At 59.6% G+C, this 15,403-nt stretch carries 8 protein-coding genes and 4 pseudogenes; 8 read left to right on the top strand and 4 right to left on the bottom strand.

The window, feature by feature from the left end; genetic code table 11:
• Nucleotides 1-93: 93 nt before the first annotated feature.
• Together J2X09_RS26575 and istA are read right to left on the bottom strand one after the other, a co-directional pair.
• A pseudogene (locus tag J2X09_RS26575) lies at nt 94-273 on the bottom strand (ATP-binding protein); the annotation flags it as partial.
• The gene (gene istA, locus J2X09_RS26570) at nt 263-1,789 is read right to left on the bottom strand and encodes an IS21 family transposase (protein ID WP_204735905.1); all 1,527 of its coding nucleotides are present in this window, start codon (nt 1,787-1,789) and stop codon (nt 263-265) included. The gene istA and the pseudogene J2X09_RS26575, both read right to left, overlap by 11 nt.
• A gap of 1,509 nt (nt 1,790-3,298) precedes the next feature.
• Here istA and J2X09_RS26565 point away from each other — a divergent pair.
• The 3 genes from J2X09_RS26565 (at nt 3,299) to J2X09_RS26560 (ending at nt 6,699) form a co-directional block, all read left to right on the top strand.
• On the top strand, nt 3,299-4,957 hold the full coding sequence (locus tag J2X09_RS26565; RefSeq protein WP_204735906.1) for a phosphoethanolamine transferase: 1,659 nt from the start codon (nt 3,299-3,301) through the stop codon (nt 4,955-4,957).
• An 812-nt stretch (nt 4,958-5,769) separates the two neighbouring features.
• Nucleotides 5,770-6,042: a double zinc ribbon domain-containing protein gene (locus J2X09_RS27140; RefSeq protein WP_204735907.1), complete on the top strand. Its 273-nt coding sequence runs from the start codon at nt 5,770-5,772 to the stop codon at nt 6,040-6,042.
• A gap of 93 nt (nt 6,043-6,135) precedes the next feature.
• Nucleotides 6,136-6,699, top strand: a complete 564-nt coding sequence (locus J2X09_RS26560) for a mechanosensitive ion channel family protein (protein WP_204735908.1) — start codon at nt 6,136-6,138, stop codon at nt 6,697-6,699.
• A 206-nt stretch (nt 6,700-6,905) separates the two neighbouring features.
• Here J2X09_RS26560 and J2X09_RS26550 read toward each other — a convergent pair.
• Nucleotides 6,906-7,665: pseudogene (locus J2X09_RS26550) on the bottom strand (IS5 family transposase); the annotation flags it as partial.
• A 161-nt stretch (nt 7,666-7,826) separates the two neighbouring features.
• Here J2X09_RS26550 and J2X09_RS26545 point away from each other — a divergent pair.
• On the top strand, nt 7,827-10,766 hold the full coding sequence (locus J2X09_RS26545) for a Tn3 family transposase (RefSeq protein WP_204735909.1): 2,940 nt from the start codon (nt 7,827-7,829) through the stop codon (nt 10,764-10,766).
• Nucleotides 10,767-11,034: 268 nt separating this feature from the next.
• On the top strand, nt 11,035-11,241 hold the full coding sequence (locus tag J2X09_RS26540) for a hypothetical protein (RefSeq protein WP_204735910.1): 207 nt from the start codon (nt 11,035-11,037) through the stop codon (nt 11,239-11,241).
• Here J2X09_RS26540 and J2X09_RS26535 read toward each other — a convergent pair.
• Nucleotides 11,236-11,511, bottom strand: a pseudogene (locus J2X09_RS26535) (tyrosine-type recombinase/integrase); the annotation flags it as partial. The gene J2X09_RS26540 and the pseudogene J2X09_RS26535 sit on opposite strands and share 6 nt — an antisense overlap.
• 10 nt (nt 11,512-11,521) lie before the next feature.
• Here J2X09_RS26535 and J2X09_RS26530 point away from each other — a divergent pair.
• The 3 genes and pseudogenes from J2X09_RS26530 to J2X09_RS26520 form a co-directional block, all read left to right on the top strand.
• Nucleotides 11,522-11,893 (top strand): annotated as a pseudogene (locus tag J2X09_RS26530) (transposase); the annotation flags it as partial.
• A gap of 511 nt (nt 11,894-12,404) precedes the next feature.
• On the top strand, nt 12,405-13,412 hold the full coding sequence (locus tag J2X09_RS26525) for a porin (RefSeq protein WP_204735911.1): 1,008 nt from the start codon (nt 12,405-12,407) through the stop codon (nt 13,410-13,412).
• A gap of 372 nt (nt 13,413-13,784) precedes the next feature.
• On the top strand, nt 13,785-14,432 hold the full coding sequence (locus J2X09_RS26520; RefSeq protein WP_305688145.1) for a cation efflux transmembrane domain-containing protein: 648 nt from the start codon (nt 13,785-13,787) through the stop codon (nt 14,430-14,432).
• The last annotated feature ends 971 nt before the right edge of the window (nt 14,433-15,403 follow it).

Genomic DNA, 15,403 nt, shown 5'->3' with positions numbered 1-15,403 from the left:
CAGGCAGCGGGCCTCGGCCCGCTGCCTGTTCAAGCTTCAAACTGGGGAAAATTCAACCGGCCAATACGGGGAGTATTCATCCGGCGGTGACACCACCGAGCGGACCTCGCGCTCGGCGGTCTCGGCCTTGAGCAACTGGGACAGGATGGGCTGGGCAGCCGTGAAGGCCGGTGCGCCTTGCTCGGCCAGCTCAGAGACGGCCTGGGCCATCCCATGCATCTTGAGCTCGCGCAGCATGATCACGACAGCAGCGATGGCGGGGTCATGACGCATGGCGAGCCTCCCGCAGGCGGTCGTAGCGCACGACGTTGGACTGCGGCTCCACCACCAGGCGCAGCGCCTGCGGCGCGGTGACCGCGCGCACCGCGCCCTTGCCATCCAGCAAGCGGTGCAACACGTTGAGCACGTGAGTCTTGGTGGGTGCGCCCGCCTCCAGGGCGAGCTCCACAGCGGCCAGAACGGCCTGCTCGTCGTGGTGCAGCACCAGAGCCAGGATCTCCACCATCTCCCGATCCCCGCCGGGCTGCTTGAGCAGTGCGGCCTGCAGCCGCTTGAACCCAGTGGGCAACTGCTCGAAGGGCGCGCCGTTGCGCAAGGCCCCGGGCTTGCGTTGCAGCACCGCCAGGTAGTGGCGCCAGTCGTAGACGGTCTGGCCCAGGCCGTGGTGATGGCGCTCGATGATGCGCGGGTGCTCGCAGATCAAGCGCCCCTCTGCACACACGACGATCCGCTCGGCATACACGCGCAGGCTCACCGGCCGGTTGGCGTAGGAGGCCGGCACGCTGTAGCGGTTGCGCTCGAAGTGCACCAGGCAGGTGGGGGAGACGCGCTTGGTGTGGTCCACAAAGCCGTCGAAGGGGCGTGGCATGGGCATGAGCTGCGAGCGCTCGCGCTCCCACGCCTGGGCCACGGTGCCACCCAGGCGGCTGTGATCGATCTCGTGCCACAGCGCCTGGCAGCGCTGCAGCAGCCAGGCGTTGAGATCTGCGAGCGAGGCAAACGCCGGCGCCGATTGCCACAGGCGGTGGCGGGCATCGCGCACGTTCTTCTCGATCTGCCCCTTCTCCCAGCCCGCTGCCGGGTTGCAGAACTCGGGCTCGAACAGGTAGTGGCTGACCATGGCACCAAAGCGTGCGTTGACATCGCGCTTCTTGCCCTTGTGCACCCGATCCACCGCGGTGCGCATGTTGTCGTAGATGCCCCGCCGGGGCACGCCGCCGAGCACCTCGAAGGCGTGGTTGTGGGCGTCGAACAGCATCTCGTGCGTCTGCAGCGGGTAGGCGCGCAGGTAGAACGCGCGACTGTGGCTGAGCTTGAAGTGCGCCACCTGCAGCTTGGTGCGGGTGCCGGCGATCACCGCCCAGTCCTCGCTCCAGTCGAACTGGAACGCCTCGCCGGGCTCGAAGCTCAGCGGCACGAAGGTGCCACGCCCGGTGATCTGCTGCTCGATCTGGCGCTGCGCATGCCAGGCCCGTGCAAAGGCAGCCACGCGGTTGTACGAGCCGCTGTAGCCCAGGGCCTGCAGATCAGCGCACATCTGCTTGAGGGTGCGCCGCTGCTTGCGCGAGCGTGTGGACTCGGTCTTGAGCCAGGCGGCCAGCTTGGCGGCAAAGGGATCGAGCTTGCTCACGCTGCGCCGCCCGGCGTAGCGGGGTTCGACCGTCTCGGCGCGCAGGTACTTGCGAATCGTGTTGCGAGACAGGCCGCTGCGGCGGGAGATCTCGCGGATGGACAACTGCTCTCGCAGCGCCCACCGCCTGATGACACTCAGTGTTGCCACGTCTATCACTCCTCATCTCCTGCTGCACACAAAAGCAGCAGGCTAGGGTTAGTACGTGGGTCAGTTCTGGATGGAAATCCCCTGACTTACTGGGTCACTTCTAGGTGGAAATCAACAGGGTTGGGTCAGCGGGAGGTTCTGGGAGGGGCCTATTGGCTCAACGTCCTGGGGCGCCTACAAAAACGTAAAGATCACCTTCCGGGTCGTCCTGGATATCGGGGGGTGATGCCATGCACCCCATACATGGAAGCGCGTGTCTCGGCGCCAATGGAAAGGCGCGTAAGTGTTTTCCCAATCAACCCAGTGCAGATCTCGGAGCTCGGGGTGTCCTAGCACGCCACAGGAAGATGGTCGTCCCTTATGCCTGTAGAGATTGCGGGTCATGGCACCTTACGCCCGCGGAACGATACACACCCAATCACTTTTGCGCCTGCTGCAACAAGCAGGCGTACGAGACAGAGGACTTCGCGCGACTGCGCGCAGAGTTGCGAGAGAACGAAGGATCTGCGCCACTACGGGTTTACGAATGCCCCTATGGAGATGGCTGGCACATGACCAGTAGACGCTGAATTCAACGGCGATGGAGCTGCGGGGACGCTTCCCCGCAGTTTTGTCTTCTTCGGCCACGCCGGCGCTATCCGAATGCAGGCGCAGCGACGGCTGCGAGGCAGGCAGCCTAGCAAACACATCGATGAAGAAGGCTAAGTACAGCCAACGCTGCCAAGTCGAGACGTGCATGAAATCACTGGGTTGGGCTGCTCGACCAAGAACAGCCGGTTGAACCGGTCCAGCAGGCATTGCATTGACATCGCCGATTTCAAGAATCGAAAAAACGTCAATGCTTCAATGCCCTGTAGTTCAACATTTGAACGGCGTTCTCCGATTCTAGCAGTGCGAACCGTCGCCCATGCACGCAAGCGCGCAAGCGCGCAAGCGCGCAAGCGCGCATCGTAAAAATCTGGTGTCCCGATATTTTCCACCCGTCGGGACCGGCGGACATCGGCGAATTCTAGGCTTTGCTGATGTCAATTGATTGACTTTTTCATGAGTATTTAGTCAGAAGTCCTTATTTGCTCGTCTTGTAGCACTTCTCTGGCGCGGCGCACCGGCCGGCAACGAGTGGCCGGCAGCTTGCTCATCGGCGAGGCATGGCGACCTTCTGCGCAGTCCGCTGGCTTAGTGCGCTCGGATCAATCAACACTCGTTCGATGGGAAGAATTACCGAGCTAAGGCAGTTCCAAATTCAAGCTCCACGCAAGAGCCTCAATGACGTGAGAATAAAGAAATTGTCACCTCACTGCCAGCAATGCAACAGATTGGGATTTTTAGAATTTCTCGCCCCTTTTAGAGAATTCAAAAAATTACCTTCATGTTCAATTATTTGCGGCGAATGGCATGTGCCGAATCGCCAGAGTTCTCTGCGCTCGCAGGAACACGCAGTGCACTTCTTCCACTCCCCTCATTCGTGCCTTACCTGCGATCTGAGAGCCGTAGCCGGGTCTGTAAATGGAGTCGCGTATGACGGCTCGTCTTCCCGCCGTTCGGGGAACGATCATCAATCTGTGTTCGGCCCTTTGGCTTCTTGCGGCTCTGAACCAGCCGTTTTGGTCTGCGCTGTGGGATTCCGTTGGCGGCTGGCAGGCCTCGCGCGCTGGATTCCTCGTCACCTTGCCGTTGTTCGCACTTGTCTGGGTCTGGACAGTTCTCGAACTGCTGACGTGGGGTCGAGCTGCCAAGCCGGTTCTTGGCATCGTGCTGGTTCTGTCCGCCGCGGTGGCCTTTTTCATGCACCGCTACGGTATCTCGTTCGACCGAGGTATGTTCACAAACGTCATGGAAACCGACCCTGCTGAGGCTCGCGAACTCATTAGCGGCAGCATGGTTTTATGGATCCTCGGGCTTGGTGTCGCGCCGGCCATGGTGATCGCTATGTGGCCGCGCGCGCAGCAAAGCATAGTCGGTACGTTGACCGAAAAGTTGCTCACGCTCTCAGGCCTGATGCTTGTGGCCGGTGCGATCCTGGTCCTCCAGAGTGGTGCCTACATCTCTCTGTTTCGCAGCCATCGGGATTTGCGTCTGCAGCTCGTGCCGACGAACTACCTCTCCGCAGCGCACAGTTACGCGAAGGTCAAACTAAAGCCAAAACGAGAAATCGAGCAGATTTCGCTCGGAGCAACTCGAGTTGCAAGCGATCCATCGAGTCAGCACCCGATGGTGCTGGTGTTGGTTGTCGGAGAGACCATGCGTGCAGCTAACCTGTCCGTGAACGGCTACGAACGCGAGACGACCCCGCTGCTCGCGGCCCGCCAGAATCTTGTCAACTTTGGACGTACCGAATCGTGCGGTACAGCTACAGCTGTGTCGCTCCCTTGTATGTTCCTAGATGTGGGAAGAGGAGGCTACGAGGACGGCATGGCCTTCCGGCGCGAGAGCCTCTTGGATGTGCTACAGCGCGCCGGCATGGACGTCTGGTGGTTGAGCAACAACTCCGGGTGCAAGGGAGTGTGCGATCGCGTGCAAGTTGTGGACGTACCAGCAACCTTGCCGGGGGATGCGTGTGGACCGGGTGGGTGCCAGGACGACGTCCTCGTTAGTGCCCTGCAGGAGCGATTGGACAACGTTCAACGCGACACCGTGGTGGTGGTGCACATGAAAGGTCAGCATGGGCCGTCCTACTACCTGCGCTATCCACCTGCGTTTGAACGCTATCGCCCCGCCTGCCAGGACAACGCCCTTGACCGGTGCGGCCCTGAGCAGGTGGTCAATGCATACGACAACGCCGTTTCGTACTCCGACTACATCTTGGACAGGATCATCATGGCATTGCAAAGTCAGGCTGATCGGATCGACTCGTCGATGATTTTCGTTTCTGACCACGGCGAGTCGCTGGGTGAGAAGGGCGTATTTCTGCACGGTATGCCGTACAGCTTCGCGCCCACGGTCCAGAAGCAGGTCCCCTTCATGGCATGGCTGCCAAAGGCCACCCAGGACCGACTGGGGATCGACGCAAACTGTCTGGTTTCGCGTAGGGACCAGCTGTCGCACGACAACCTTTATCACTCAATCCTTGGACTGACCTCGACGCAGGCGTCAACCTACCGTAACGACCGTGACGTCTTCTCATCCTGCCGCACCGGCCCAGTCGTTGGAGGAAATCCAAAAAGAGAGAGGCAATGACCCAACCACTGGGCAATGCTCAGCGGCTATCGTCTACATTCGCCCACGGCAATCGTTGAAGCATCGCAGCTTGTTACCCGAAGCGGCCTTAAGTGTTGGCGGGACGCGCTGACAGGACACTGGTCGAGCGCACCTAAGATCAGGTCGATGAGATCCACGCCGCGTTCAGATATCTCGAGCGCGCGCATTTGCGTGGACAAGCGTCATGTTCGCGCACATGTGCGAATGCAGCTCTGAGGCGTCAAGGGCAGCGCCTCCGGAGACTGTGGGCCACGAGTTGAGTATCGCGCCATCGAAGACCATAGGTTGTTGGCCGACCTGCCCGCAGATATTGATACCACGATACCGAGAGGCCCCTAAAGCTCTTGCTCCGAGACGCAAATCTCAGCGTCACCACCTGGAAACTCGGTCGAAATTGCGCCGTCGTGCCTAGAGGCCTGGCCGATGAGATCTTGAGCGTTACCACAATCTGGCACCGCGCGCGCCAACGCTGCTATTGGTACTCCGACTAGTCCTGAAGGCACCTTGCTCAGTGCAGTAGCCGGTGCTGTGCCCGCTGCTCTGGCAGGTGCGGCTCCCGGCCCGCCAAGATAACAAAAGCGTCATCGCCATGACGGTTGCCAAGCGAATTGGCTTTCTATACTTGCCTGTAAGAGACCAGATCAGAACACCACCAGAGATCGTCCGCCCATGACTACCGACCTTTGCGGCCCTCTTGAGGATCCGGAGGCGTTGACGATCGCTCGTTAACTTTGGATAAATGGTGGCTCGGCCACCTCTGAGTCCTGCTGGTTCACAGAAAGGAGCTACCAATGAGCTTGTGGAAGACCCTGCTTGGAGGTCACCATGGCAGCCGTCACGGAAGTTACGGCCATGGCGCGCCATCGCGCGACAGCAACCGCCCCGTGAGCGAACCTGCCGTAGCCGGAGTCGCGTGCCCGGCGTGTCGCGAAGCCAACGCAAACGGCGCGCGATTCTGTCAAAACTGCGGTACGTCGCTGCGTCCCAAAGCGTGCGTGCAGTGTGGAGCGACTATGGTCATGAACGCGAAGTTCTGCGGGCAGTGCGGAACTCAAGCACCTTAACGCCGCGGCCAGGGAAACGCGGCGATGGTTCGCCGCGGTGGCAGTTTTTTCCCATTTCTCCGGCGGCCCCTGAGCCTGCCCGATATCTCCAACATGACCAAATCGCTTCAGCAGATCCATACGCAATTGCCACGTTGGGCCGATCAATGGCTGGATACCATTGTCATTCTCACTCAGATCGCAGCTGTGACGCTCGTTGCTTGGCTGCTCATGCGTTTGGTCAGGCATTTGACCAAACGCATGGCTGCCAAGTATGGACTCCCCCCTCTAGTTGTCCTGCTGCCGCGGCGCGCCATCAACATCGCCATTGGCGCAGGCGCCTTTTTCTTGTCGCTGCAACGCCTCGGCGTGTCAGGCCCAGTGCTTTGGACAGCCTTTACCGGCTTCGTCACCGTGGGGGCTGTAGCCTTCTTTGCGGCTTGGAGCGTCTTATCCAACCTCTTCTGCACGCTGCTTATTTTCGTAACTGGTGCGTTTCGCCATGGCGACATAGTCGAACTTCTAGAATCAGGCGACAAACCCGGCTACAAAGGCCACGTCGTCGACATCAACCTCGTCTACACGACACTGCAGGACGCCACCCCAGATAGCGGAGGGGCCCTGCTTCAGATACCCAATAGCCTCTTCTTCCAGCGCGCCCTCAGGCGTTGGCGGTAAGCCGTTGGCTCGCAGTCCTTGCTAGTTGCGATGAAGGTAATTTCGCCACTCCGTGGTCAGTAGGGAAAGTCTGCACAACACCTGCAGGCGCGGGAGTTGTCATGCGCGATTTCAGATGACGGCAGCATTGGTCTGCCATAGGTGGGTTGCTGGACGATTTCGCCGCGACGGGCGACCTTGTAGCAGCATGCAGAGGCACTATCCATAGACAGCGCAAACAGCATGTGTAGCTGCGCCGTGTTCTTGAGCAGCCCGCGATAGCGCACCTTCACGTGCCCGAACCGGCGCCTCAGTGCCGGGAACAGGGTTCGACCTTGGACCGGATGCGCGCCTTGACCTGCTCCGCTTGTCCTTGGGCGTGGTTGGCCGCTGTACACACCAAGCTGTGCACAAAACCCGAGTTCGCGTCGACCCCAATGTGCCCTTCATCCTGACGTACCACTGGTCGCCCTTATTTGTCTGGTGCATCTCGGGATAACGGTCGCCACGGTTGTTCTTGGCCGACCTCGGCGCTTCGATCAGCGTAGCATCGACCATGGTGCCGCTTTTGAGCTGGAGTCCGCTGGTCATCAGCGTGGCAATGCCGGTGGCCAGGATCTACAAACTCAGGTTTGGGGCTTCGAGCAGGTTACGGAACCGAAGAATGGTGCTCTCGTCGGGCAAGCTGTCTTCGCCCGCATCCGTACCCAAGAACTCCTGGAACAGCGCCATGTCATACCTCGCCTCTTCCATAGCCGGGTCCGAAAGGTGGAACCACTACTGGATGGAATGAATACGCAGCAAGGTCTCAATGGAAAACGGCGTGCGCCCGCCTTTGGCGCCGGGTATCGGCGCGATCGGGCGATCAACGAGATCAGCTCTCGGCACACGGCACCACAGGCCCATCTCGTCCAGGAACTCGCGCTTGCGCGCCCTCTTCGTATCTCGCTCAAAACCGCTCTCGCACAGCAACCCACGCGCAAGCATTCAAAGCAGGGGGGTAAATCATCCACGGAGGGGTGATCTCGTTTTCGATGCCTGGATTTACTGCGGAGTCCGAGGGTAAACCCCATCACATCCAGGCGCACGTGGACACTTGACCCCATGACCGCCCGCCGGCCAATTCCCTCGGCCACTCGGGAGGGGCCATGTCAGGCTTTCATCAGCGCTTCGTCGGTACGACTGCATTCCCAAAGAACCTCACGGACATCGATGTCGGCCTTTGCTTTCGTCTTTCTACCGACGACGTCAAAGCGATCAAAGAGAAATACAAGGATCGCGCGCTTGGCCCTGCCGTGCTTCTTGTTTTCCTGCGGGCTTCCGGTCGATCGCTCGAGAAGCTCACCGCCGTCCCCTACATCGTCCTGAAGTACCTGTGCGCCGAGCTCGACATCAACGAGCGCCAGATCGCGACCCTCCGATCTCTCTATCAGCGCGCCGCCACCCTCACTGAGCACCGGAAATGGGTCCTTGAACATGCGGGCCTGCGAGACCCGGCGCAGAAGGACCTCGACGAACTGGAGGCTGCTCTCAGGGCGATTTTAGCCACCACCATCACCGCTGACGATCTGCGCAAACGCGCCGAGGTGTGGCTGCTTGAGCATCACCTCCTCATTCCCAGCGAGCGGGTCGTTCGCAGCATCACACACAAGGCCTCCGAAGCCGAAGTTGCAGTGGCCATCGAGGTTGTGCACACCAAGATTCCGGTTCCGCAACTGCGCAACGCCATTTCCGCCGTCTTCGGCGCACGCAAGGGTCGCAACGGCGGGACCATCCTTGAATGGTTGAAGGAAGCGCCCGGCAAGCACGGCCTGAAGTCGCTCAAGGAAGCCAGTCAGAAGATCACCTACCTGAAAGCGCTTGGCGTGCACGACTGGGATATCTCCGCCATCGGTGGTGACCGCATTCGCGCCTATGCCCGCGCCGTGATACATAGGCCACCGAGCGTGACGCGTCTGCTCGCCGAGAACACGCAGGCCCTCGAACTCTCATGCTTCCTGAGGGCCACGCTGCTCGAGTTCACCGACAACCTGTTCTATATCGGCGGCCGCCAGATCAATCGGATGATCGGGCATGGACGAAATCGCGTGCAGTCGACACGCGCAAAGTCGGCAACCGAGTATGCGCAGCGCGAGACGCAGGTGCGCGCGCTATTGCATTCCAAGAACACGACCGACCGCCACAAGGTCGAGGCTCTGCAGGCCATGTACCCGGAGGATGCGCCATCGAACAGCCTCTCCGGCTCTGCGGTCGTGCGTGACTACCTGGCCGGCGAGCGGCTGGCAATGGGCGCTGTGCTTCAAGCTTTCAACGGCATCGCCATCATGGGACCTGATGGTGATGACGCACTGGCCCAGGCCCAAGCCTTGCGCGACGTCCAGCAGCAAGGGGCCAGAGAACTTCCAGAGGGCTTCGACGCATCCATCACCTCCAAGGTCTGGCACGACCTGATCAACGGGCCCGACCGCAAGCGCGCACTCGGTGCGCTGCAGGCATCGACTGCGATGGCCATCCACAAAGGGCTGCGCGGCGGAACTCTCTGGATCGATCACAGCTGGAAGCACCGCAACCGCGAGGACTTCCTGATCCCCCACGACGAGTGGGAACGCGATCGCAAAAAACTCATCGGCGCGATGGGGCTGTTCTCCGACCCGAAGCTGTACCTCAAACGCGTGCGCCACAACGTCGACAGTGGCCTGCAGGCGGTATCGGAAGCGCTCAAGGCTGGCAAGCTTGAGATCAACCAGGAGCGCAACGTCAGCCTGCCCCGCCTGTCACCACAAGACATCGATCTTCAGGTGACGCGCAGCCGTGATGCCATCTTCAAGATCATCGGTCAGGAGCGGATCGAGAACATCGTCATCGAGGTCGACGCCAAGAGCAACTTCAGCGAGGCGTTGCTCGGGCGCAGGGCCAAGACCGTATCGGAGCTGATCGCGCTGTACGGTGGCATTTTCGCGATGGGCACCGAGAACGACGCCGCCGGCGTCGCAGCCATGATCCCTGGCGTTGAGGTGTCGCACATCGCCGCTGCAATGCGGACGTTGGAAAACGCTGAACGGGTGCGACAGGCCAGCGAGCGGGTGCTGGTCTTCCAGATGGAGCACGCGATCGCCGCGCTCTGGGGCAAAGGCGATAAAGGCTCCTCCGACATGATGGCTCTGGACGCGAGCAACCGCCTCTTCAACGCCCGCGTCGATCCCTGGCGACGCACTTTTGCAGTGGGCCTCTACACCCACGTGCTCAACTCGTACGGCGTCTTCTACGACCAGCCGATCGTGCTCAACACCCGCCAGGCCGCCGCAGCGGTGCACGGCGCCCATTGGTACAACACAAAGCAACCAACTGATCGGCGTCTGGCCTGGCTGGCGGTGGACACCCACGGCTACACCAACGTAGCCATGGCCACGGCGAAGCTGTGCGGCTTCGATTTGTGCCCGCAGTTGCGCAACCTCTCCGAGCGCAAGTTGATGTTGCTGCACGGAATGGAACTGCCCGAGAACATGGAGCGCCTCAATGTGAAAATCGTGACTGAGAAGTCGATCCTCGAAGGCTGGGATCAGGCGATGCGGGTGATTGCGTCGATCCACACCGGGCGTGTCTCCCCAAAGGATCTACTGGAACGGCTCGGATCCAATGCTTCTGGCTCGCCGGTCTTCAAGGCCTTGGACAGCCTGGGCCGGCTGTTGCGCACGGTCTTCCTGTGCGACTACTTCGCCAACGAGAGCTTCCGCCGCGAAATCCACACCTTGCTCAACCGCGGCGAGTCGGTACACCAGCTCCAGCGCTCTATCTACTTCGGTCGGATCGCGCCAAGCCGTGGCCGCCGTGAGGACGAAATGGCCGCCATCAGCGGTTGCCACGCGTTGCTGACAAACGTTGTGATCGCCTGGAACACGCACAGGATGCAGGAGGTGGTTGACCGGTTTGCAAAAGACAAGCACCCGATCGACGACGACTGGCTGGCGCACATGGGGCCGGTCCACTTCAGCGGTATCAACTTCCGCGGAACCATGGACTTCACGGTCACGCCCTACGCAGATGCTCTGCTGGACCGGGTTACGCGCCGTCGTCAGGCTGCTGGCTGATGCGCGGCAGGAAGGGCCGACCGCAAAAATCCGCAGCTGAAATGACTTGCCCAAAAATTGAGCGGCGCGCAATCGAGGGCTAAGCTGTTGATTTTGTTTGGGTCTGATGAGTCCGACCGCAAAAATCTGCAGCTGAAATGATGGTGCTCGAAAATTAAGCACGCAACCGGTAGTGGTGCGGGGTTCTTGCGCATCGGCTTTGGCGCTGGCAAGCTGACGCGGTCCGCAGCGCGTCGGCGCCGATGCCTCTATCAGGAGAACTACCTTCATGATCGACAAGCCTTTGCCCCCACCCCCCGGCTACGCCAGCTGGCTCGACTATGCAGTCGAATGTTTCAGCACCCGTGACCCTTGGCTCGATAGTGTCTTCGCAGGCATGTTCGATCCGTCCGTGCCGGAGCTTGATCGGGAGCAGATCCGCGAATCCGCGCGGATCGAGCTTTGTGCATTGCGCAAGGCCGCTGCGGGGTCATGAACGCCGGTCGCGTCCCGCGAACGCTGCATCCATCTGCCGCGCCCGCTTCACCTCATCGCCATGCAGGTAGATCGAGGTGGTCTGGATCGAGGCGTGCCGCAGGTTGTCCCGCACGGTGGTCAGTTCCGCACCGCGCGCCAGCGCGTGCGTCGCGTGCGTGTGGCGCATCCAGTGCGGGCTGGCGCGTCGTAGCTTGTCAGCGGTCATCGGGCTGTCGGCTTCGATCACTTCGGCGACCTTTAGGAAGAAGCGCCGCAAGATGCTCCACAGCCTGGCGGTCGTGACGCAGGCCAGCGCGCTGGTGCATGGAGAAGCGAGGGACGTGTTCGCTGACGCGGGCTACCAGGGCGTGAGCAAGCGCGAGGAGACGCAAGGCATTGATGCGAACTGGCACGTGGCGATGCGCCCGGGCAAGCGCAGGGTGCTGGACAAGGACAAGCCGATGGGCGCGATCCTGGACAAGCTCGAACAGACAAAGGCACGCATTCGGGCCAAGGTCGAACATCCGTTCCGGGTGATCAAGCGCCAGTTCGGGCATGTGAAGGTGCGCTACCGGGGACTGGCCAAGAACACGGCGCAGTTGCACACGCTGTTCGCTTTGAGCAACTTGTGGATGGTGCGCCGAACGCTTTTGAAAGAGGTCCGGGGATGAGTGCGCCCAAAGCGACCCGAGGGGCCGCCAACGGGTCGCAAATCGGCTTTCAAATGACCCAAATCGCGCTGCAGTTGCCACCATCTGAAATACCACCTGTCAGCACTCGTCGCGTTGAGTGTTGTGCAGACCTTCCCTAGGTGTTTACTCTCAATGGAAGCCGCAAATTTCTGCACTGAAAACAAGATCACCCCACGGAGCAAGCGCAGAGCTTAGGTCGGCGTCAACGGAAGCGGCGGCAGCCCTGCCCTACAACTGCGCTAGCTCAACGCGGGTCGCGCTCACCTCATTGAGCGTCATAAGTGTGCTCATCTGCCTCTCAGAAATTGGCGATGCGCGGGCATAGATAACGCACCAATAACCACTCGATGACATCTTCGTCACAGCGGCACAAACCAACCCGTCTCGCACAGAATCTCGGCACAGATGTTGCTGATCATTTCTTGAACTAAAGCGATGCGGTATCGGAAAGTTCATCACAACAATCTCACCAAGCATAGGAATCAATCTCATGAAAAATCAATGCAATCGCAGTGTTCTAGCCGGCGCTGTGTTAGGTCTTGCGACCCTGGGGGCACAGGCTCAGAGTTCCGTCCAAATCTATGGGTTAATCGACATGAGCGTCGGCTCAACCAAAGCTCCCGGAGGCACGTCCGTGACAGGCGTCGATAGCGGGAAAATGAGCACGAGTTACTACGGCTTCAGTGGCAATGAGGACTTAGGCGGCGGGCTGTCTGCCCAGTTCAAACTTGAGGGGTTCTTTCGCGGCGATACCGGAGAGCAAGGCCGTTTCACCGGGGATGCTCAGTTTGCCCGAACGACTTCAGTAGGCTTGTCGCACAAGAACTTGGGGACAGTCAGCCTAGGACGTACAACGACGCAATTGTTCGTATCCACCTTGCTCTTCAATGCCTTTGGCGACTCGTTTGGTTACTCGCCCAGCATTCGTCACTACTTCTCCTCAGGCGCTGGCTCCGTCACGGGTGACACGGGCTGGAATGACTCGGTTGCCTACTCCAGTCCGAACCTCGGCGGATTCCGCTTTGGCACGACGATAGCGACGAAGGAGAGCACCACGGGCACCGGCAACGGCGGCAACTGGAGCGTGGGCATGAGCTATAGCGGTAGCGGTCCGTTTGCGGCTAGCTTGGTGCATCAGAACGTGAAGAAGGACGCCGCCGGCGCGACTCCGGATACGACAACCAGCCAGCTTGGCGCGTCATATGACTTCGGCGTGGCAAAGGCGTTCCTGCAGTATGGCCAAATCAAAAACACCACCCTGAGCACGAGCACCAAAATTACTGGAGCAGGCGTCCGAGTCCCGGTAGGCGCAGGCGCCGTGGTTGCTCAATACAGTGCAATGAACCCGAGTGCGAGTGCGGACCGCAAGACCCTCTCGCTCGGGTACCTGCACACTCTCTCGCGTCGGACCGAACTGTATGCGGTAGCCATGAGTGACAAGCTAGATGGACTGTCGAGCGGTGGTGGTTACTCACTTGGTATGCGTCACCGCTTTTGATCGCTCGCCACAAAATTGGCCTGCCGTTCGTCACACGCTCTCACACGACATGTCATGTCTGCAGGCCTTGACACCGCATTGGGCATGACAGGACGCTTGCGTCCTGTCATAGCTCGAGGGCATGCTTGCGAGTCTGTGCAGTCTCATGAAGTGGGACTGTGGATTTGCGTAGTGCTTAGCAAAGAGACTGGAGTTAGGCAGCCAGACTCTGCGACAACTTAGGCCGAAGCATCGCGCTGTCATACCCGCATGCCGATTTACTTTCTCATTTCCGCAGCCAAGCGAGAGAGCCTGCCGAGTAGCATAGACACGGCAATCTACAAGAGTGTTCTCGGCCTCTCTAGCAGTTGATTCCCTCTTTGCGTCGCCGCCTTGAAAGAACGAATAGTGGCTAAAACTGACAATACCGAACTAGCTGGCCTCGACACGAGCAACGCAGCGGATCAGAGGATTTTGGTGAAGGTATTGCTCATCAACCTGGGGCAGTCCGTAGCTGGCATCGGATTCGGCATATGGGCTGCGTCAACGGCACTGATGGGCGCCGGCTTGGACAATCTCGCGGACGCCTCGGTCTATGCGGTCAGTCTGTACGCGATTGGTCGAGCAGCAACAGTGAAGGTACAGGCAGCACGCCTATCTGGTGTGCTTCTGATCGCACTTGCCGTTCTGCTGCTGGTCGAAGTTTTGCGCCGCTTTGCGGGAGGTGAGGAGCCTGTGGGCTTGGCGATGATGGCAATGGCTGCTGTCAATGCCGCGTTGAACTTAGTGTGCCTTCGGTTGCTTCGGCGACATCGCGGCGAGGACGTGAATTTCAAAGCGTCAGCGATCTTCACTAGCAACGACTCCATCGTCAATGGCGCCATCGTACTTTCAGGGGCATTAGTCATGTGGCTGGGATCCAATGTCCCAGACCTCATCTTGGGCGTCGTGGTGGCCGCCATCGCGGCGAAGGGGGGGCGGGATATTCTGCGAGAGGCATCGGAAACAGAACGGCGGACAGCCTCCGGGCAAGCAGTTTGATCAATTCACGGATCGACGTCTCTTCTGCGCTCTACTCCCAGCACCGAAAATGCATGTGCGGGAATTGAGCTTGGTCAATACCACAACGTCAGTCATGCCCTGCACAATGCTACGGCATTCTCCGCACCCCATTGGCCATGCTCGGCAACGCACCACCAAACACTTGCGTGGGCATTCCATGTGGAGCGACTTACCTTCTGGGAAAGCGTGCCGGAAGGGTCGATGTCCTTGCAGCGGTCTTGCCAAGGACCCTCGTACACCATGTTGAGATGCTGGTTTGTTGAGATGCTCGTTGAATAGCCGTTGCGATACTGAAAATGGTCAGCGACCAATTCATGGATCTCACGGTCTGGAAATTTGCTGGGGTCTCCGAAGGCTGTTGAGGATGCCTGAACAGCTACCGACAAGGCATCCGTACACCTTCGCAGCGTTGCTCTCGAATGTCTGGCTAAGGACCTTGCTGACTCGGCTTCCACCAAGTCACGTCCAAACTACTCACTCAAGGCGAGAAGAAGCCGTGAATTTGATGTGGTGGTATTTTTGGTGGTATTCAAAAAATCACAATCAAAAAATCCTAGTATCTATGCGGGCTACAGCCTGACATTTGAACGACGCCCTCGCCAGTTATCGGTCCAAAGACGTCCACAAGCGTCCAGGACAATCCCCTAAAAGCCCCGTAAACACTAGCGTTACGGGGCTTTTTTGTTTTCTGACGTCCACAGACGTCCGTTGACAGCCAGTTTTTCTTGGGGGTATGGTTGGGGTACTTTGGCGTCATCTTGGGGGTATCTGCGCTGCCCCCAGAATTTAGCCACACGACGGTTTGGAGTCCAATTCACCCTGAGAGGAAATTGGACGATGAAGAAGCGATTCACCGAGGATGGCATGGACGCCTCCTGAGTCTTTTTCGGTCACGATGGAGGTCCCATCCACCTACCAAGGAGACCGCCATGCTCGCTGTGATCGGACTG

The sequence above is a fragment of the Hydrogenophaga laconesensis genome (genome assembly GCF_031457235.1).
Lineage (GTDB): Bacteria > Pseudomonadota > Gammaproteobacteria > Burkholderiales > Burkholderiaceae_C > Hydrogenophaga > Hydrogenophaga laconesensis.
This window is presented reverse-complemented; position numbering and strand designations above follow the sequence as displayed.

Coding starts and splice junctions, on each gene's coding strand:
- J2X09_RS26565 (WP_204735906.1), top strand. CDS start 3,299: ATGACGGCTCGTCTTCCCGCCGTTCGGGGAACGATCATCAATCTGTGT.
- J2X09_RS27140 (WP_204735907.1), top strand. CDS start 5,770: ATGAGCTTGTGGAAGACCCTGCTTGGAGGTCACCATGGCAGCCGTCAC.
- J2X09_RS26560 (WP_204735908.1), top strand. CDS start 6,136: ATGACCAAATCGCTTCAGCAGATCCATACGCAATTGCCACGTTGGGCC.
- J2X09_RS26545 (WP_204735909.1), top strand. CDS start 7,827: ATGTCAGGCTTTCATCAGCGCTTCGTCGGTACGACTGCATTCCCAAAG.
- J2X09_RS26540 (WP_204735910.1), top strand. CDS start 11,035: ATGATCGACAAGCCTTTGCCCCCACCCCCCGGCTACGCCAGCTGGCTC.
- J2X09_RS26525 (WP_204735911.1), top strand. CDS start 12,405: ATGAAAAATCAATGCAATCGCAGTGTTCTAGCCGGCGCTGTGTTAGGT.